Annotated in this window: 21 protein-coding genes; 18 read left to right on the top strand and 3 right to left on the bottom strand. The window is 64.5% G+C overall.

Annotated elements, in window-relative coordinates; genetic code table 11:
* The first annotated feature begins 139 nt into the window (after positions 1 to 139).
* Together ACE1EY_RS04175 and ACE1EY_RS04180 are read left to right on the top strand one after the other, a co-directional pair.
* Positions 140 to 1,282, top strand: coding sequence for an acyl-CoA dehydrogenase family protein (locus tag ACE1EY_RS04175; protein WP_291512286.1), 1,143 nt, complete (start codon positions 140 to 142; stop codon positions 1,280 to 1,282).
* 98 nt (positions 1,283 to 1,380) lie between these two features.
* Positions 1,381 to 2,067, top strand: a complete 687-nt coding sequence (locus ACE1EY_RS04180; protein ID WP_291512287.1) for a hypothetical protein — start codon at positions 1,381 to 1,383, stop codon at positions 2,065 to 2,067.
* 34 nt (positions 2,068 to 2,101) lie between these two features.
* Here ACE1EY_RS04180 and ACE1EY_RS04185 read toward each other — a convergent pair whose 3' ends face one another.
* A complete protein-coding gene (locus ACE1EY_RS04185; RefSeq protein ID WP_291512288.1) occupies positions 2,102 to 2,899 on the bottom strand; it encodes an inositol monophosphatase family protein in 798 nt (265 codons plus the stop codon).
* A gap of 79 nt (positions 2,900 to 2,978) precedes the next feature.
* On the opposite strand from ACE1EY_RS04185, the gene ACE1EY_RS04190 reads away from it, so the two are divergent.
* A complete protein-coding gene (locus ACE1EY_RS04190) occupies positions 2,979 to 3,710 on the top strand; it encodes an RNA methyltransferase (protein ID WP_291512289.1) in 732 nt (243 codons plus the stop codon).
* Here ACE1EY_RS04190 and ACE1EY_RS04195 read toward each other — a convergent pair.
* On the bottom strand, positions 3,707 to 4,021 hold the full coding sequence (locus ACE1EY_RS04195; RefSeq protein WP_291512290.1) for a hypothetical protein: 315 nt from the start codon (positions 4,019 to 4,021) through the stop codon (positions 3,707 to 3,709). The genes ACE1EY_RS04190 and ACE1EY_RS04195 overlap by 4 nt on opposite strands.
* Positions 4,022 to 4,070: 49 nt before the next feature.
* Here ACE1EY_RS04195 and cysE point away from each other — a divergent pair, with 49 nt between their 5' ends.
* The 15 genes from cysE to der all read left to right on the top strand — a co-directional run bounded on the left by cysE (position 4,071) and on the right by der (position 17,476).
* On the top strand, positions 4,071 to 4,874 hold the full coding sequence (gene cysE, locus ACE1EY_RS04200) for a serine O-acetyltransferase (protein WP_291512291.1): 804 nt from the start codon (positions 4,071 to 4,073) through the stop codon (positions 4,872 to 4,874).
* The gene (locus ACE1EY_RS04205) at positions 4,871 to 5,311 is read left to right on the top strand and encodes an Rrf2 family transcriptional regulator (RefSeq protein ID WP_291512292.1); all 441 of its coding nucleotides are present in this window, start codon (positions 4,871 to 4,873) and stop codon (positions 5,309 to 5,311) included. Before cysE ends, ACE1EY_RS04205 begins: the two co-directional genes overlap by 4 nt.
* A 9-nt stretch (positions 5,312 to 5,320) precedes the next feature.
* Entirely contained in the window at positions 5,321 to 6,478 is a 1,158-nt protein-coding gene (locus tag ACE1EY_RS04210) for a cysteine desulfurase family protein (protein WP_291512293.1), read from the top strand.
* Positions 6,475 to 7,617, top strand: a complete 1,143-nt coding sequence (locus ACE1EY_RS04215) for a cysteine desulfurase family protein (protein WP_291512294.1) — start codon at positions 6,475 to 6,477, stop codon at positions 7,615 to 7,617. The genes ACE1EY_RS04210 and ACE1EY_RS04215 overlap by 4 nt, the downstream gene beginning before the upstream one ends.
* The gene (locus ACE1EY_RS04220; protein ID WP_291512295.1) at positions 7,617 to 8,015 is read left to right on the top strand and encodes a hypothetical protein; all 399 of its coding nucleotides are present in this window, start codon (positions 7,617 to 7,619) and stop codon (positions 8,013 to 8,015) included. The genes ACE1EY_RS04215 and ACE1EY_RS04220 overlap by 1 nt, the downstream gene beginning before the upstream one ends.
* Positions 8,012 to 8,353 (top strand): iron-sulfur cluster assembly accessory protein, encoded by a 342-nt coding sequence (locus tag ACE1EY_RS04225; RefSeq protein WP_291512296.1) that lies wholly within the window; start codon positions 8,012 to 8,014, stop codon positions 8,351 to 8,353. The genes ACE1EY_RS04220 and ACE1EY_RS04225 overlap by 4 nt, the downstream gene beginning before the upstream one ends.
* A 174-nt stretch (positions 8,354 to 8,527) precedes the next feature.
* A complete protein-coding gene (ndk, locus tag ACE1EY_RS04230) occupies positions 8,528 to 8,959 on the top strand; it encodes a nucleoside-diphosphate kinase (protein ID WP_291512297.1) in 432 nt (143 codons plus the stop codon).
* A gap of 3 nt (positions 8,960 to 8,962) precedes the next feature.
* A complete protein-coding gene (rlmN, locus tag ACE1EY_RS04235) occupies positions 8,963 to 10,069 on the top strand; it encodes a 23S rRNA (adenine(2503)-C(2))-methyltransferase RlmN (protein ID WP_291512298.1) in 1,107 nt (368 codons plus the stop codon).
* Positions 10,066 to 10,854: a type IV pilus biogenesis/stability protein PilW gene (pilW, locus tag ACE1EY_RS04240; protein WP_291512299.1), complete on the top strand. Its 789-nt coding sequence runs from the start codon at positions 10,066 to 10,068 to the stop codon at positions 10,852 to 10,854. Before rlmN ends, pilW begins: the two co-directional genes overlap by 4 nt.
* Positions 10,847 to 11,791, top strand: a complete 945-nt coding sequence (locus ACE1EY_RS04245) for a helix-turn-helix domain-containing protein (RefSeq protein WP_370299558.1) — start codon at positions 10,847 to 10,849, stop codon at positions 11,789 to 11,791. Before pilW ends, ACE1EY_RS04245 begins: the two co-directional genes overlap by 8 nt.
* Positions 11,792 to 11,834: 43 nt before the next feature.
* On the top strand, positions 11,835 to 12,917 hold the full coding sequence (ispG, locus tag ACE1EY_RS04250; RefSeq protein WP_291512309.1) for a flavodoxin-dependent (E)-4-hydroxy-3-methylbut-2-enyl-diphosphate synthase: 1,083 nt from the start codon (positions 11,835 to 11,837) through the stop codon (positions 12,915 to 12,917).
* The gene (gene hisS, locus ACE1EY_RS04255) at positions 12,911 to 14,197 is read left to right on the top strand and encodes a histidine--tRNA ligase (RefSeq protein WP_370299560.1); all 1,287 of its coding nucleotides are present in this window, start codon (positions 12,911 to 12,913) and stop codon (positions 14,195 to 14,197) included. Before ispG ends, hisS begins: the two co-directional genes overlap by 7 nt.
* Before the next feature lie 24 nt (positions 14,198 to 14,221).
* A complete protein-coding gene (locus tag ACE1EY_RS04260) occupies positions 14,222 to 14,878 on the top strand; it encodes a tetratricopeptide repeat protein (protein ID WP_291512302.1) in 657 nt (218 codons plus the stop codon).
* A complete protein-coding gene (bamB, locus tag ACE1EY_RS04265; protein WP_291512310.1) occupies positions 14,878 to 16,023 on the top strand; it encodes an outer membrane protein assembly factor BamB in 1,146 nt (381 codons plus the stop codon). Before ACE1EY_RS04260 ends, bamB begins: the two co-directional genes overlap by 1 nt.
* Before the next feature lie 22 nt (positions 16,024 to 16,045).
* Positions 16,046 to 17,476, top strand: a complete 1,431-nt coding sequence (der, locus tag ACE1EY_RS04270; protein WP_291512303.1) for a ribosome biogenesis GTPase Der — start codon at positions 16,046 to 16,048, stop codon at positions 17,474 to 17,476.
* A gap of 10 nt (positions 17,477 to 17,486) precedes the next feature.
* Here the strand turns inward: der and ACE1EY_RS04275 are convergent.
* A partial coding sequence (locus tag ACE1EY_RS04275) for a hypothetical protein (RefSeq protein WP_370299559.1) occupies positions 17,487 to 18,564 on the bottom strand: 1,078 nt, incomplete at its 5' end.

Raw genomic sequence — 18,564 nt, forward strand, 5'->3', positions numbered from 1 at the left:
TAGGTGGCGCACCGTCGCCGCCACACCGCGAGCCGGTGGTCTGTCTGGACCATCGGCTCGCGTTCGTTATAGGCGCATGCTCGAATATCGATCACCATAACTGGCCGACCGCACGCGGTCGCCGCGATCGAGAGGAGACATGATGTCCGCATTCTGGGAGACCGACGAGCACCGGGCGTTCCGCGAGCAGGTCCGGCGCTTCACCGCCGAGCAGATCGTTCCGCAAATCGATGCGTGGGAGGCTGACGGCGAACTGCCGCTGTCGTTGCACGAGCAGGCCGCGGATGTTGGCTTGCTCGGCGTCGGCTTTCCCGAAGCCTATGGCGGTTTGGAAACGCCCGACAGCTTTTATCCCCTGATCGTCATCGATGAGCTGTGCCGTGCCGGCTCCGGGGGCTTGATCGCGTCGCTGCTATCGCTGGGCATTGGTTTGCCGCCGATCGTGGCGCTGGGCAGCGACGCGCTCAAGCGGCGTGTATTGCCCGACGTGCTGGCAGGCCGCAAGGTCTCGGCCCTGGCCATCACCGAACCTTCGGGCGGCTCTGACGTGGCGAACCTGAAAACCCACGCCCGGCGTGATGGCGACCACTACGTGCTCAACGGTAGCAAGACGTTCATCACCAGCGGTATGCGGGCCCACTGGATGACCGTGGCCGCGCGAACGGGTGACGCAGGCATGCAGGGCATTTCGCTGTTTGCCGTTCCCGGCGATGTGCCGGGGCTCGGCCGCACGTCGCTGGACAAGATGGGCTGGCGCTGCTCGGATACCGCGACACTTTATTTCGAGGATTGCCGGGTGCCGGCCGATTGCCTGATCGGTCAGGAAAACGCCGGCTTTCTCGGCATCATGCGCAACTTCAACGGTGAGCGGCTGGCGCTTGCAGCGCAGGCGGTAGGGCTGGCGCAGTGCGCCTACGACGAGGCCCTCGACTGGGCGCGGCAACGCGAGACCTTTGGCCGGCCGCTAAGCCAGCGACAGGTGATTCGGCACAAGCTCGTTGACATGCTCACCGCGATCGCCAGCCAGCGGGCGCATCTGAATGAACTCGCCTGGCGTTGTGAGCAGGGTGAGGCACCCATTGCCGAGCTTTGCATGCTCAAGAATGGCGCGACGGCGATGCTGGAGCAGGTCGCCGGCGAGGCGGTGCAGATTCTTGGGGGTGCCGGTTACCTGCGTGGGTGCCGGTCCGAGCGCATTTTTCGCGAGACCAAAGTCTTGTCGATAGGTGGCGGGGCGTCGGAAGTGATGAAAGACCTCGCTGCCCGGCAACTTGGCTTGTAGGGTCCGTGATGCAGGTGATGCAGCGGCTCCAACGGGGCGGTATGCTCACCCGCATCGGCCGGCGGAGACCGGCTGTTCACGTGCGTCAGGGAGACACCATGCGATCGATTATCTTGCCGGCCCTGCTGGCCACTGTGGCAAGCCTCACGGCGCTGCCAGCGGCAGCGGAGACCTCCATCGTCTACACCACGGTCGGCGTCAGCTACACCCAACTGGATTTCGAGACCTCCGGTTCCGGCCTGGATCAGCCCGAAGCCGTGGACCTGACGGGTGACGCAGACGGTGTGACCTACGATGTGTCTCTGGCCGTTCGCAAGTTCGGTCCGGTCGAGGCGATGTTCATTGCAGGGCGCTACACCGATGGCGAGTACGACGACGGCGGCGTGGGCGTGTCGTCAACCCGTATCGGACTGGGCAAATATTTTATCGGCGAGAGTGGGGTGGGGCGTCTGTCGTTCAACGGCCGTCTCAACTACGAGGAATACACCTTCGGGGACGACGACGAGATCACCGAAGACGGCTACTCGATCACCGGCGAGTTGCGGGCGTACATCGACGAATACTGGGAAATCGGCATCGGCGCCGGCTGGATCGATCTCGGCGAGCCGCAGGGCTTCCGGGCCACGCTCAGCACCGCGATCGAACTGCCATGGCAGTTCTTCCTGACCGCGGAATGGGAAACCCAGTCACTGAATCAGGACTTCGATCGCCGCACCAGCGACGATCTGCAGCATGATCAGTCGAATGTCCGGATCGGCCTGCGCAAGGACTTCAACCTGTTCTGAACCGGGCCCGGTCTCCAGCGCGTTCCGACGGCGCTCAGCTCGGCTTCTTGGTGCGCAGATGGCGCATGATGGTGCCGCCCAGCGCCTCGTAGACCTTGGGGTTGCCAACGACAATGTTGCCGCTGTTCATGGGGTCGCCGCGCCCGGACATCTCGCCGACCATGCCGCCGGCTTCACGCACCAGCACAATGCCGGCGGCCATGTCCCAGGGCTTCAGCCCCAGTTCCCAGAAACCGTCGAGCCGGCCGGCGGCCACAAAGGCCAGGTCTAGCGCGGCGGCGCCGGCGCGGCGTACGCCGGCGGTCTTGCGCATGATCTCCGAGAACATCGCGATGTAGCCGTCGACGTCCTGATCGTCGCGAAACGGAAAGCCGGTGCCGATCAGGGCGCCTTCCAGGCTGTTGGCGCGGCTCACGCGAATGCGGCGGCCGTCAAGGGCCGCGCCGGCACCGCGCGAGGCGGTGTACAGCTCCTGCGAATACGGGTTGTAGACCACGCCGTGTTCCAGCTTGCCGCGGACCTGAATGCCGATGGACACCGCGAACTGCGGAAACTGGTGCAGAAAATTGGTCGTTCCGTCTAGCGGATCGATGATCCAGACGACTTCATCGTCACCACTGGCGCCGGTTTCCTCGCCGAGAATGGCGTGGTTGGGGTTTGCCCGGTGAATATGCTCGATAATGCGCGCCTCGGCGGAGCGATCGACCTCGGTCACGAAATCGTTACGCTGCTTGGTGTGCACACGTAATTCGTCCACGCGATCGTAGTGCCGCATGATCAGGTTGCCGGCCGAACGGGCCGCGCCAACTGCAATGTTTAGCAATGGGTGCATCGTTAGTGTCTTGTAAAGAACGGAAAACGACCCGAAAACCGGGGACGCTGGGCGGCGCGAGATTATCACGGGAACAGCCATGCGAGACCTGAGCGCCATTCGCATCGTCCTGGTCGGCACCACTGATTCCGGCAATATCGGCGCCGCGGCGCGTGCGATGAAAACCATGGGCCTGTCCGATCTGGCACTGGTGGACCCGCGAGAGTTCCCCAGCGACAAGGCCGTGGCGAGGGCTTCCGGTGCCGGCGATGTGCTGGAGCGGGCACTGGTGGTCGAGCGGGTCGAAGACGCCATCGCCGACTGCAATCTGGTGATGGGCGCCAGTGCGCGCCTGCGGGCGATCACGGTGCCGGCCGACACGCCACGAGAGACCGCCACGCGCATCGCGACCCTGCCGGATGACAGCCGTATCGCCTTGCTCTTCGGGCGGGAAAAGACCGGATTGACCAACGCCGAGCTGGATCTTTGCCAGCGGCTGATTCACGTGCCGGCGAATCCCGAATACAGCTCGCTGAATCTCGCGATGGCCGTGCAGGTGATGGCATACGAGCTGCGCCAAACGCTGCTGGCCCCCGGCGTGGAGACCCCATCCGATGTGCCGCCGGCCACCCAGGCAGCCATGGATGGGTTGTTCGAGCATCTAGAGCGTGCGCTCATCCACCTGCGGTACCTCAACCCGGACAATCCACGGCTGCTGATGCGGCGTCTGCGCCGATTATTTCACCGAGCCACGCCGGATTCCGATGAGGTGAATCTCCTGCGCGGAGTGCTGACCAAGATCGAGCGCTGCACGCCTCCGCAACGCGATTAGTCGTCGCTTCCGTCGGATTGGAGCTTGTCCAGCGTCTCGGCCCAGTGGCGCTGATTGTCGGGATGCGTGGCCTGGATGCCGTCACCGGTCAGGCCCAGCGCTTCCAGGGTCTCGTCCACGGCGGTGGGCCGCTCGTTGGCGCGGGTGTCGAGTTGCGGCAGCGTCTTGCCGATTTCGCGGATGCGGCGCTCGGCTTCGTACATGGGGTCGGTTTCGCCGTAGATCGTCAGCGGGTCGAGTTCCAGCAGGTCCTCGTCGTCGGCCGCTTGCAGGCTGCCGATAACCCCTGCGAGCAGGAGCGTCTGTGCCACCCGTGATCGACGGCGTATAATCCCTAGTAGTTCAGTCGGAATAAACAGCATGTTCCAACGCCTGCGTGAAGACATCCGCATCGTGTTCGACCGAGACCCGGCCGCACGCCATGCGCTCGAGGTTTTGACAGCCTACCCCGGCTTGCATGCCATTTGGGGGCATCGGCTTGCGCACTGGTGCTGGCGGCATGGCCTGAAATGGCTGGCCCGCGTGTTGTCGCATCTCGGTCGCTGGTTCACCGGTATCGAGATTCATCCCGGTGCGCGGATCGGTCGCCGCTTTTTTATCGACCATGGCATGGGCATCGTCATCGGTGAAACCGCGGTGGTCGGAGACGACTGCACGCTTTATCACGGTGTCACGCTGGGTGGCACGTCCTGGTCGCCGGGCAAGCGGCATCCGTCATTGGGCAACAACGTGGTGATCGGCGCCGGCGCCAAGGTGTTGGGACCGTTGAACGTGGGTGACGGTGCGCGCATCGGCTCCAATGCCGTGGTCGTGTCAGACGTGCCAGACGGCGCGACGGTGGTCGGCATCCCCGGCCGCGTGGTCAGCGAGCGCAAGCAGCCATCGCGCGAAATGCTGGCCATGGCGGAGAAGATGGGCTTTGACGCCTACGGCATGACCCGTGAGATGCCGGACCCGGTGTCCAAGGCCATCGGGTCGATGTTGCACCACATTCACGTGCTGGACGGACGCGTCGAACAGCTTTGCAAGGCCTTGCGCGAGCATGTCGACGCCCAGGATTTGCCGCGGCTGGACGTGCCGGAATTCGCTCGGGATGAAGCCGAGCAGGCGGCCGAGACCATCGTCGAAGCGTCCAAGCAGCGGGCGGCGAACAAGCCATCATGAAACTCACGACGCGCGGCCGCTACGCGGTCATGGCCATGGTGGATCTGGCCGAGCATGGCGGCGAGGAACCCGTCTGTATCGGTGACATCGCCGAGCGGCAGAATCTGTCCGTCGCCTATCTGGAGCAGTTGTTCGCGGCGCTGCGCCGCGCCGAACTGCTGTCCGCCCGCCGCGGTCGTTGTGGTGGCTATGCGCTGACCCGTCCGGCTGACCAGATTTCCGTGGCGGCCGTAATGGCCGCGCTGGACGAGGACATGGATGCCACGCGCTGCGGGGGGCAGACTGCCTGCACCGGCAACGGTGAGCGGTGCCGCACGCACGGTCTTTGGATGGCCTTGTCGGAACAGGTGCAGGGCTTTCTGGCCGACGTCTCGCTGGACGATGTGGTCGCCGGCCGGCTCGACGTGCGTGAATCCGTCGTGACCTTCGCAGCCTGATTCGGGACGATGACGCTTTACTTCGACTACAACGCCACGACGCCGCTGGACCCGCGGGTGCTGGAGCGGATGCTGCCAACCTACGCTGCGACGTACGCCAACGCGTCCAGCTTGCACCGCAGCGGTCGTAACGCCCGCGATGTGGTCGAACAGGCTCGGGCTCAGGTTGCCGCACTGGTCGGCGCGCGGGCCGAGGCCGTGGTGTTCACCACCGGCGGCACCGAGGCCGACAACCTCGCGCTGCGCGGGGTCATGGCCGGCCAACCGGGTCGCAAGCTGTTGATCGGCGCAACCGAACACCCCGCGGTGCTGGAATGTGCTGAGGCGCTCCAGCGCGAAGGGGTGCCGATGGAGCGCATTCCGGCGGGTCGGGACGGCCTGCTGGATCTGGCCTGGCTGGACGGTCGACTGGGGGGCGGCGACGTGGCGCTGGTTTCGGTCATGTTGGCCAATAACGAAACGGGCGTGATCCAGGACATTCCCGCCATCGCGAAGCAGGTGCATGCCGCCGGCGCGTGGCTGCATTGCGATGCGGTTCAGGCGGCCGGCAAGCTCCCGCTGGTCTGGAACGATTTGGGTGTGGATCTGCTGTCGCTGTCCTCGCACAAGCTCTACGGTCCCAAGGGTGTGGGCGCCCTGGTGCTGGGCGAACGGGTGGTGCTGCACCGGCAAATGCACGGTGGCGGGCAGGAGGCCGGCTTGCGTGGCGGCACCGAGAATGTGCCCGCTATCGCCGGTTTCGGTGCGGCGGCGGTGTTGGCCGCAGACGAGCTGGCGACCCGTATCGCAACCCTGCAGCAGCTGCGCGAGCAACTGGATGCCGGGCTGGACCAGATTCCCGGTGTCACCCGCTTTGCCGCGGCTGCGCCGCGTCTATGCAACACCACCCAGTTCCGACTGGCCGGCTTCGACGGCGAAAGCCTGCTGATGGCGCTGGATCAGGCCGGCTGTGCGGTGTCTTCCGGCTCGGCCTGTGCCAGCGGCAAGGGTGAACCCAGTCATGTCCTGCTCGCAATGCATATTCCGCCCGACGAGGCCAAGGGCGCGATTCGTGTCAGCCTGGGTGTTGGAAATACGGCGGAGGACATCGAGACACTGCTGGCCGAGCTGCAGCGCCTGAATCCGGCGACCTCCCGGCTGATGCGTTCGGTGGGGTTGGGCGCATGAGCGATCAATCGATTTATCTGGACCATGCGGCGACGACGCCAATCGATCCGGTGGTCGCGGAGCAGATGGCTCAGGCCCTGCATCTGGCCAATCCGGCATCGGCACATTCAGCCGGCCGCCTGGCTGCAGAACGGGTCGAGCAGGCGCGAGCCACAGTGGCCGGCCATGTAGGCGCCGCCTCGGAGCAGCTGATCTGGACGAGTGGCGCGACCGAGGCCGACAACCTCGCGATCCTCGGCGGGCTTGCGCAGCAGGCTCCGGCACATATCGTCACGGCCCGCACCGAGCACAAGGCCGTGCTCGACCCGATTCGGCAGTTGGAGCGCGGCGGCTGGCGCGTGACCTGGCTCAAGCCTGGCGCGGACGGTGTGGTTGCGGCGGCCGATGTGCTTGCTCCGGTGCAGGCCGATACGCGGTTGGTGTCGGTGATGCATGTCAACAATGAGACCGGCGCCGTGCAGGACATTGCCGCGATCGGCCGACAGCTGGCCGATCACCCGGCGCTGTTTCACGTTGACGCCGCCCAGTCGCTGGCTTGGTTGCCCATCGACATCAACGCCATGGGTATCGATCTGCTAGCCCTGTCCGCGCATAAGTGCCACGGGCCGCCAGGCATCGGTGCCCTGGTGATGCGCCGGGGGCTTGTTCGCCTCCGGCCGCTCATGCATGGAGGCGGTCAGGAGCGCGGGTTGCGCCCGGGCACGCTTGCGCCGCACCAGATTGTCGGCTTTGCAGCCGCCGTGCGCCGCCTGCAGGTTTGTGCGGATGCGCCGGACCGGGTCCGCGCACTGCGCGAACATCTGTGGGCGGGGTTGTCACGGATTTCGGGCGTGATCCGCAACGGTCAGCCACAGAGCACGGCGCCGCATATTCTCAATGCGACCTTCGCGGGTCTGAACGGTGAGAGCCTGCTGTTCGGTCTGCCAGGGTTGATGGTGTCGCAGGGCTCGGCCTGCACGTCGGGCGGGCAGGAGTCTTCCTATGTCCTGCGTGCCCTGGGGCGCAGCGACGCCGAGGCGCGTGCCAGCCTGCGCCTGAGCCTGGGGCGCACCACCACAGTCGCCGAGATCGACGCCGCGGTGGCGCAGATCAGCAACGCGGCCGCGCGGCTGACGGCGCTGCAGCCGGAGGCTGCTTGATGGAGACGTTACGTGCGCGCTTCGAAACCTTGCGCTGGGCGCGCGGGGCCGACGAGCCAATCACCGAAGCCACCGCACGGGCGACGACGCCGGCGAGTGACGACGTGGTCGAGATCAGCTTGCGATTCTGTGATGGCGGCATTGAATCTGCGCGGTTTCGGGCCCATGGTTCGCCCGCAACGCTATGCGCGGCAGACTGGGCTTGCGAGTACGCGGAAACGGGCGGGGCGGATGTCTTGACGCTCTGCGCCACTGACGTGGCGGAGGCCCTTCACTTGGCGAGAATTCAAATGCCGGCGGCGTTGATGGCGGTGGATGCGCTGCAGGCCGCCTACCGTCGATGGCAGGATGTCGGCGCGCAGGAACACCAGTCGCAACAGACGGTCAGCACAGTATGAGCAAGACAACGAACATCGAGATTACCGAGGCGGCCGCCGGCCGCATTCAGGAACAGCTCGCCAAGCGTGGGCACGGCCTGGGCTTGCGTGTGGGGGTTCGGACCTCCGGTTGCTCCGGTTACGCCTATGCGCTGGATTATGCCGACGCCGTGGGTGAGGACGACGTGAGCTTCGAGGCCTACGGGTCCACCGTGGTAATCGCGCGCAAGCATCTGGAACTGCTCGAGGGATTGCGTCTGGACTTCCGCCGGGATGGGCTGAATCAGATGTATCACTTCGAGAATCCCAACGTGGTCGATCACTGTGGCTGCGGCGAGAGCTTTGCCGTCGCCAGTTGATCGCTGTCGTGGGCGCGGGCGTGTTGCATTGCCGCATGCCCCGCCGGTCTTTAGAATAAGCGGGTTAACGCCGTCCCTCGTGACGGCGTTTCTTTCTGAAAAGGGTGGCTTCGTACTGATCGCAAGCCCCTTAAAGCCGCTGACACATACATATCGTTACGCGTAGGAGCACGCATGGCCGTCGAGCAAACCATTTCCATCATCAAGCCGGACGCCGTTGGTAAGAACGCGATCGGCGACATCTACAGCCGCTTTGAAAAGGCGGGGCTGCGGATCATCGCCGCGAAGATGAAGCATCTCTCCCGCAAGGAAGCCGAAGGCTTTTATGCGGTTCACGCAGAACGCCCGTTCTTCAAGGATCTGGTCGATTTCATGACCTCCGGTCCGGTGATGATCCAGGTGCTGGAAGGCGAGGATGCGATTGCGAAGAACCGCGAACTGATGGGCGCGACGAACCCGAAGGACGCTGCGCCCGGCACGATCCGTGCTGACCATGCGGAATCCATCGATGAGAACGCCGTGCACGGCTCGGATGCTGCAGACACCGCGGCCGTAGAAATTGCCTACTTCTTCAGCACGACCGAAGTCTGCCTGCGTACGCGATAAGCCATGTCCAACCCGGTCGCACAATCTGTGAACCTGTTCGGTCTCGATCGCGCGGCCCTGGAAGCGTTTGTGCATTCACATGGCGAGCCCGCGTTTCGGGCTCGCCAGTTGATGCAATGGCTTTATCAGAAACGGGTCACGTCCTTCGAGGACATGACCGATGTCAGCAAGTCATTTCGGGCACGCCTGCCTGGCATTGCTGACGTTCGGTTGCCGGCGCTGGAAGCGGCGCAGCTGTCGGCTGACGGCACCCGCAAGTGGGTGCTGCGGCTGGAGAGTGGCGGGGCGATCGAAACCGTGTACATCCCCGAAGCGAACCGCGGCACGCTTTGTATCTCCTCCCAGGTGGGCTGCGCACTGGACTGTGCGTTTTGTTCCACCGCGCAGCAGGGCCTGCAGCGCAATCTGACCGCGGCGGAGATTGTCAGCCAGGTCTGGTTCGCGATCCGCACCCTGGTCGATGAGTTGGGCAAGGAGCGGCCGATCTCCAATGTCGTGTTCATGGGCATGGGTGAGCCGCTGGCCAACTACAACCAGGTGATCACCGCGATCCGGTTATTGCAGGACGACCTTGGGTTCGGCCTGTCCAAGCGCCGGGTGACGGTGAGCACTTCGGGGCTGGTGCCGTTCATGGATCGACTCAGTGCTGATGTCGACACCGCCCTGGCAGTGTCGCTGCATGCTCCGAACGATGCGCTGCGCAATGAACTGGTGCCGATCAACCGCAAGTACCCGATCGCCGACCTGATCGCTGCCTGCGGTCGCTACACCCAGCGCGATCGCAAGATGCACATCGTCTACGAGTACGTGATGCTCGATGGCGTGAACGACAGTGATGACAACGCCCGCGAGCTGGCACGGCTGCTTCGGCACATGCCGGCCAAGGTTAATCTCATCCCCTTCAACCCGTTTCCTCAGACCCGGTTCCGCCGGTCCAGCCCCGAGCGTATCGAAGCGTTTGCGAACATTCTTCGGCGCAACAAGCTGATGGTGACAACGCGCCGCACGCGGGGCGATGACATCGATGCGGCCTGCGGGCAGCTGGTCGGCCGCGTCGCCAGCCGGCAGCAACGCCGTTTGTCGGACATCCCTGTGCGGGTCGCACCTTGATCGCACGCCAACGGATCATCCGCGGTTGGTTATGGGCGGGCGTAGTGCTCGCAACCTTGACCGCCTGCGTCACCGAATCGCCAGACGGCACCTATGCCCGATCCGATGCCGATTACACCGAAGCGGCTCGCATTAATACGCAGCTCGGTATCGACTACATGCGCAAGGGTGAAACCGACCGTGCGTTGTCCAAGCTGCAACGGGCGGTCGAGCAGGACCCTTCTCTGGCGCTGGCCCATGCCAGCATCGCCTTTGTGTATCAGAACAGGGGTGATCGGGTGTCCGCGGACCGCCACTATCGCCGGGCGATTGCGCTGGCTCCGAATAGCCCGGACACCCAGAACAACTACGGTGTGTTTCTCTGCGGACAGTCGCGGTACGATGAGGCCTTGCTGGCTTTTGATCGTGCGTTACGGGTGACCGGCTACCGGACACCGGAAGTGGCGCAGACCAATGCCGGGGTCTGTGCCCGGAAAGCGGGGCTGGATGCACGGGCCGAAGGTTATTTCCGCGCCGCGCTTCGGGAGAACAGCACGTTCCCCAACGCGTTGGCGCAAATCGCGCTGCTCTCGTACGACCGCGGGGAGTATCTTCTCGCCCGGGCGTTTTTGCAGCGCTATTCGCAAGCTGCCCCGCACAGTCCGCAGACCCTCTGGTTGGGCGTGCGGACCGAACGTGCCTTGGGGGATGTTGCGGCCGCTCGTCGATACGCCACTCAGTTGCAGCAGCAGTTTCCCGAAGCCGAAGAAACGTACTCATTGTTGAGATCAGAACGGAATGGCTGAAGAAGAGCCGATGGATCTACCCGGGCGGCAGGAACCGCTGCAACCCAAACCGGGCGGATTGCTGCGGGCAGCGCGGGAAGAGCGAGGTCTGAGCCTCGACGAGATGGTCGTGCAGACCAAACTCCCGCGTTCGATGCTGGACGCCATCGAGAATGACAATTTCGAGTTGTTGTCCGAACCCGTCTACGTGCGCGGTTATTACCGCAAATATGCGCGGGTGGTCGGTGCGGACGAGGCCGCGGTGATCGCCGGGTATGAGGCCCATGCTGGCGGCCAGCTGCCCAAGCTCGAGATTCCGGTGCTGCTGCAGGACGAGCCCCTCCGTGAACGGCGCCGCGCGCCGGTCCTGCTGGTCTTTCTCGTGATCATCGTTGCCGCCGTTGCCGTGGGCTGGTGGCTGCTATCCGCGGCGCCGGAACCGGTGTCTGCAGGCAACTCGTCGACGCCGCCCAGTGTGGCGCGGCAACAAGCATCGCCACCAGCTGCGCAGGCTCGTCAGCCGGCTGCTTCGGCACCCGGCGCGGAACGCCCAGCGACGGGCAACCGGTCGACGACCAGCGCGGGAGGCCCGCGCCGCCTGGCGCTGGAAACGACCATGGCGGCCGCTCCGGAGACAGCCCAGAGCGACGATCAACCCGCGGCGGAGGCCGGCGTAACAGGCGAACCCGCGGCGGAACCGGCCGAAGCGGTTCAGGTGCCGGCGGCGCTGGTGTTGGAATTCAACGAGGCATCCTGGGTTCGGGTCGAGGATGGCAGCGGGCGACGCGTGCTCAATGGCTTGATCCAGGGTGGCGAAACGCGGGCCATTGACGAGACCGGGCCGTTTTCGGTGTTTCTGGGGTATGCCCCAGGCGTTGATGTGTCGTTTCAGGGCGAGTCTGTTGACGTGTCGCAGCATATGCGCGGGAACAACACCGCGCGTTTCACGGTCGAGTAGCCAGCGAATTCAGCCACGCAGCTGATCGAGTTTTCTCATGGCGATGCAAAGCAAGCACAGAATCACGCGACGGGTGTCGCGGCAGATCCATGTCGGCAATGTGCCGGTAGGCGGTGATGCGCCGATTTCCGTGCAGAGCATGACCAACACCGAGACCGAGGATGTCGACGCCACGGTCGAACAGATCCAGCGTATCCAGAAGGCCGGCGCGGACATCGTCCGTGTCTCCGTGCCCACGCTGAAGGCAGCCGAAGCGTTTGGCGAGATTCGCCGGCAGGTGGACGTGCCGCTGGTCGCCGATATTCACTTCAACTGGAAGGTCGCCCTGGCCAGCGCGAAAAATGGCGCTGATTGTCTGCGGATCAATCCGGGCAATATTGGTGGCGAGCACCGTGTGCGCGAAGTGGTCGCCTGCGCGCGGGATCACAAAATTCCGATTCGGATCGGGGTGAACGCCGGCTCGCTGGAGCGGGAGCTGCAGGAGAAGTACGGCGAGCCCAATTCCGACGCCCTGGTCGAATCGGCCATGCGCCACATCGACATCCTCGATCGCCACGACTTTCCGGATTTCAAGGTCAGCCTCAAGGCCTCCGAGGTGTTCATGACCGTCGAGGCCTACCGCAAGCTGGCCGCCAAGATCGAGCAGCCGTTGCACCTGGGAATCACCGAGGCCGGGGGCGTACGCTCGGGCGCGGTCAAATCTTCGATCGGGTTGGGCATGCTGCTGGCCGATGGGATCGGCGACACCCTGCGCGTGTCGCTGGCTGCCGATCCGGTCGAAGAGGTGAAGGTCGGCTGGGATATGCTCAAGTCGCTGCACCTGCGCACGCGCGGCATCAACCTGGTTGCGTGCCCGTCCTGCTCGCGTCAGAACTTCGACGTGATCAAGACGGTGAACGAACTGGAATCGCGCCTCGAAGACATCGATGCCCCGCTGGACCTCGCCGTCATCGGCTGCGTGGTCAATGGGCCGGGCGAGGCGCGTGAGGCACATGTCGGGGTGACTGGCGGCAAGCCGAACTCGATCTTCATCGACGGCTCCATACAGCACAAGACCAACAACGAAGAACTCGTGGATACGCTGGAAAAGCTGATCCGCAATCGTCTGACCGAACCGACATCGTGACCATTCAAGCCATCCGCGGCATGCCGGACTTGTTGCCGGACGCCTGCAATATCCAATCGCAGTTGATCCGAGCCGCGGCCGACGTGGTCGAAAGCTACGGGTTTCGTGAGATTCGCCTGCCGCTGATGGAGAAGACGGAACTGTTCGCCCGTTCCATCGGCGAGGTGACCGACATCGTCGAGAAGGAGATGTACAGCTTCGACGACCGCAATGGCGAGTCGATGACCTTGCGACCCGAAGCCACGGCCGGAGTTGTTCGTGCGGTGATCCAGCATTCGCTGGCCCATGCCGGCCCTCAGAAGCTGTGGCTGGCCGGCCCGATGTTCCGTTACGAACGTCCACAGAAAGGCCGGTACCGCCAGTTCGACCAGTTCAACGTCGAAGCCTTCGGGCTGGCCGGTCCGGACATCGACGTGGAATTGATCGCCATCAGCGCGCGCCTTTGGCAGCGGCTGGGGGTCACGGACTCACTCACTCTCGAACTGAATTCGTTGGGTGACGGCGCGGGTCGGCAGCGGCATCGTGACGCATTGGTTGACTACCTGCGGGCGCACGCGGACGTGCTGGATGCGGATGCGACACGGCGGCTGGAGTCCAATCCGCTGCGCGTGCTCGACTCGAAGACACCGGCCATGCAGCCGATGCTGGCGGCCGCGCCCCAGTTGCCAGATTACTGGGACGATGAATCTCGGCAGCATTTCGAAACGCTCACGCAACGCCTGGACGCTCTGGGCATTGCGTGGACGCTAAACCCACGTTTGGTTCGCGGACTGGATTACTATTCGCGCACGGTGTTCGAGTGGACGACGACCGAGCTGGGTGCGCAGAACGCTGTTTGCTCGGGCGGGCGATATGACCGCCTGGTCGAACAGCTGGGTGGCAAGCCCACACCCGCCGTCGGATTTGCCATCGGGGTCGCGAGGCTAGCGGCGTTGATGGAGGCCCGCGGTGTGACGGCTCAGCCGGTGGCGGATGTTTATCTCGCCGCCTTGGGTGAGGCCGCCGAGGCCGAAGCCGTGGTGCTGGCAGAGCGGCTGCGGGATGCCTTGCCGGGCGTGAAGCTGGTGGTGAATGCGGGTGGCGGCAGTTTCAAATCGCAGCTCAAGCGCGCGGATCGCAGTGGCGCGCAGTACGCGCTCATCCTCGGCGAGAGCGAAGTCGAATCGGCAACCGTGCAGGTCAAACCGCTGCGGGTTCGAGACGATCAACAGGCGGTCGCGCAAGCTGCGCTGGCCGGAACCCTCCGTGAGCGTTTGCAGGCCTCAGAGGCTGCGGCGTAGGCACGACAGGAAACAGGAAGACACGTGGAACAGAGAACAGACGAAGAGCAGGTCCAGCGCCTGCGCGAGTGGGTTGGCGAATACTGGAAGCCCGTGGTGGGCGGCGTCATCGTTGGCCTTGCGGCCGTGTTCGGCTGGCAGGGCTGGACCGGGCATCAGGAAGGTCAGGCACTCGCCGCCTCCGGTGCATACAACGCCCTGACCCAAGCGATCGAGACCGGTGATCTCGATGCCGCAGCTGGCAGCGCGGATACGCTGGGGAGCGAGTACAAGGGCACGCTTTACGCGGCGCTGGGCCATCTGATGATTGCCAAGGCCTATGCGGACGAAGCCCGGTATGACGAAGCCGCCGAGTCCCTGAGCTGGGTTGCAAACTACGCTGATGATGCGCCCACCCGGGCATTGGCATCGCTGCGTCTGGCGCGCGTGCGCTGGACCCAGGGCGACCCGGATACCGCGTTGAGCGTGCTCAATGACGCGACGCCGCCGCAGGCTTTCGAGGCGGCGTTCTTCGAACTCAAGGGCGACATTCTGATGACCACCGACGCCACGGAACAGGCGCGCGAGGCCTATACCGCGGCCTTGGCCGCGATGGATCTGCGCGCGCCGACGCGCTCGGCGGTTGATCGCAAGCTGGCGGAACTGGGCCAGCCGGACGAACAGGACGAGCAGGCATCGTGATGCGCATCGGAATCGTCACCCTCGCCGCCGTGCTGTTGGCTGCCTGCGCGAGTAACGAGGTCGCCAACAAGCCGGCCGAACTCGCGGACGTCGAAACGCCGGAAGTGAAGTTCAAGCGCGCCTGGTCCAAGGACGTCGGCGCGGGCTCTGCTGGCAAGTTCGCGGCACTGGTACCGCTGGTTGTCGACACGCGGGTCTTTACCGCCGACGCCAAGGGGCGGATTCGCGCGCTGGATACTGGTGCCGGCGCCACCTTGTGGTCCAAGTCCACCGACTACCGGTTTGTCGCTGGTCCTGGGCTGGGCAACGGTCAGGTCCTGCTCGGTACGCTGGACGGCGAAGTGGTCGCCTTCGACACCGTGACGGGCGAAGAACGCTGGCGCACCGTGGTCGACGCCGAGGTTCTCGCCGCTCCGGTCGAAGGGGGCGGTCGGGTGGTGACGCGCACGGTGGATGGTCGTGTCTTTGGTCTGGATGCAGACAACGGCGAGCGCGAATGGGAGTTCAACCGCGCCGCGCCCGCACTGACGCTACGTGGTTTGTCCGATCCGCTGGTGCGGGGAGGCAACACCATCATCGGTCTGGACACCGGGCATGTGATCTCGCTGGACACCCGTACCGGCGACGTGGACTGGGAGCAGCTGATCCGTGAGCCCACCGGCCGCTCGGAACTGGAGCGCATCGTCGATGTGGATGCCCAGCTGCTGCTGGATGATGGCCGCCTGTTCACCGCCAGCTATGGTGGTGAGCTCGTCGTGCTGTCGGCCGTAACCGGTCGCGAAATCTGGCGCCGCAACCTGCAGAGCTACACCGGCATGGCGGTCAACGGCGACCAGCTGTACGTCACCGACGCCGCTGGCACGGTCTGGGCGCTGGACGTGGTGACCGGTGCTGCGATCTGGGACCAGTCGGACCTGTCGTACCGTGGCCTGACCCAGCCCGTGTGGTTTCGCGGCAACCTGATCGTCGGTGACTACGAAGGCTATCTGCATGTGCTGTCGCCGGCCGATGGTCGCGTGATCGGTCGCAGCCGACCGGCACGTGACGCGATCCGTGCGACGCCGCGCATCGAAGGCGAGCGGCTGTACGTCCTGGCCACCGATGGCACGCTGGCGGCGCTGGAAACCGTCCCGGTTGAGCCATAGCGATCGAGTCTGACAAGTACCCATGACTGACACACCGGCAGAATCCGGCGCGCTGCCGGTAGTGGCCCTGATCGGGCGGCCTAACGTCGGCAAGTCCACGCTATTCAATCAGCTCACCGGCACGCGCGACGCGTTGGTCGCCGATCTTCCTGGCCTCACGCGCGATCGCCAGTACGGCATCGGCCGTCTCGAACACCAGCGCTTCATCGTCGTCGATACAGGCGGGATTGGGCCGGACCAAGATCCTGACTTCCGCGAAATGACCGAAGCGCAGGCGACGGCTGCGCTTGAAGAGGCCGATGTCGTCGTCTTTCTGGTCGATGCGCGCTCTGGCCTGAACCCCGCCGATCAGGAGATCGCGAGGCGCCTGCGCCGGCAGGATCGGCCGGTGGTTCTCGCTGTCAACAAATCCGAAGGACTCAGCGCGGTCGAAGCCAATGCCGACTTCTACGCGCTGGGGATGGGCGATCCGTTGCCGATCGCCGCGGCACACAACCGCGGTCTGGTGTCGCTGGGCGAGCGTTTGGCCGAGCACCTGCCAGCGTTCGGGCAGGGTGAGCCGCCGCCTCCGCGCGATCCCGGCATCCCGCGCATTTGCGTGATCGGGCGCCCGAATGTGGGCAAGTCCACCCTGGTTAATCGGCTGCTCGGCGAAGAGCGCGTGGTGGCGGCCGATGCGCCGGGCGCAACGCGCGACAGTGTTGAAGTCGGCTTCGACTGGCAGGGACGCACATTTCGTCTGGTTGATACTGCCGGTCTGCGGCGGCGTTCCAAGCGCGATGGCATCGCCGAGAAGTTCAGTGGCGTGAAGACGCTCCAGGCGATCGAGCAAAGTGACGTGGCGATTGTTGTCGTCGACGCCCGCTCTGATATCGGTGCCCAGGATGCCCGTGTGCTGGGTCTGGCAGCGGCCGAGGGCCGCTCGATCATTGTCGCCATCAACAAGTGGGACAAGCTCGAGGAAGCGGTTCGCAAGCAGATTCGCGAAGAGCTGGACTACAAGCTGCCGTATCTGGATTTCGCACCGGTGCACACGATCTCGGCTCTACGTGGTTCGGGGCTGGGTGAGCTGATGCGCTCGGTGGTCCGGGCATCGGATTCAGCGAACGCCAACCTGACGACATCGGCCTTGACCAAGGTGCTGGAAGACGCCGTTCGCGCCCACCAGCCGCCGGCCGTCCATGGCCGCCGGATCAAGCTGCGTTACGCGCATCAAGGCGGCCGCCGGCCCCCGAAGATCGTCATTCACGGCAACCAGACCGCCCGCGTCAATACCGACTACAAGCGTTATCTCTCGAATCGCTTCCGCGAAGCGTTCGACCTGTATGCCACGCCGGTCGAGATCCTGTTCAAAAGCGGTGACAATCCCTTTGAAGGACGCCGCAATACGCTCACGCCCCGGCAGGAGCGCAAGCGCAAGCGGCAGGTCAAACGCTTCGGCAAGAACAAGTAACCACGCCGGGCTACTGTCGCCAGGCGTCCGTCGCTTCCCACATTCTCAGATAGCCTTCCGCGGACGAGAACAATGCCCGCAATGCGTTGTTCACTTCGTCGGTGCTACGGTCCTCGGTGAACTGCTGCATGTCGGCGATCTGGTCCGGGTACAGGCCGTAATGCGCCACGCCACGGCCGTCGTAGAGCCCGAACTCATGATCTCCGGTGACCTGCTTGTCGAATTCCACGCGTCCATCCACCGAGAGGAATGGGTAGAGCGGGGTATCGGCCGGGTTGCTGTTGCCGGGCAGTGATGCGATGCCGTTGACGTCGCTGGCCATGCCGGTCGGGATGATGCCGCCAACGCGTAGCGTCGCCGGCCGCTCGCCGGCCCGTAGCAGCTTGTCCACCCATGCGGCCCGCGAGCTGGCAAAGCGGCTGATTGTGCCGCCATCGGCCACCACGCGGTCCAGCAACTCCTCCGAGTAAAGCCAGTCGTGGCTGCTGGTCACGCCGGGGTACCCGTTGGTTTCCGCGATTTCCAGAATACGGTCAATGACCGCACGGGCGCTGTGATCAACCTCGATCACCATATTGCGCCGCATCAGTTCCTCGATCAGGAACTGACCCAGGTCGGTGATGCCCTGCAGGTTGCAAAGACCGTGTTCCGACTGTGGAACCAGCGGCGGGACCGGCAGCGCCTGACTGAGCTGGCCGTTGATGTACTCCAGTTGCAGCAGCAACTGATCGATCACGCCCAGCGGGTTGACCGAATCCGGTGATTCGATGGACGGGTCGCTGAACTCTGCCGGGCAGGCCTCGTAGAGTAGGGGTGTTCCGGTCTCGATCAGGTTCCCGACATAGAGAATCGTGCCGATGCCCAGGGCTTCGTCCGGGACCACGCCACCAAAGGCATTGTCGAACTTGTGGATCGGGAAGATGTGGCGCACGCCCATGTCGTAGGCCGCATCCAGTCGCTGCACCAGTTCCTCGCGTGTGCATTCGGCCACGCCGAGGAACTCGCCGCAGTTGAACAGCTTGGAGATCTCGATGCCCAGCACCACGGCCAGCTTGCCGTCCTCGACCACCGAGCGAGCGTCGGTCGGA

The organism is Abyssibacter sp. (assembly GCF_964229365.1).
Classification (GTDB): Bacteria; Pseudomonadota; Gammaproteobacteria; order Nevskiales; family OUC007; genus Abyssibacter.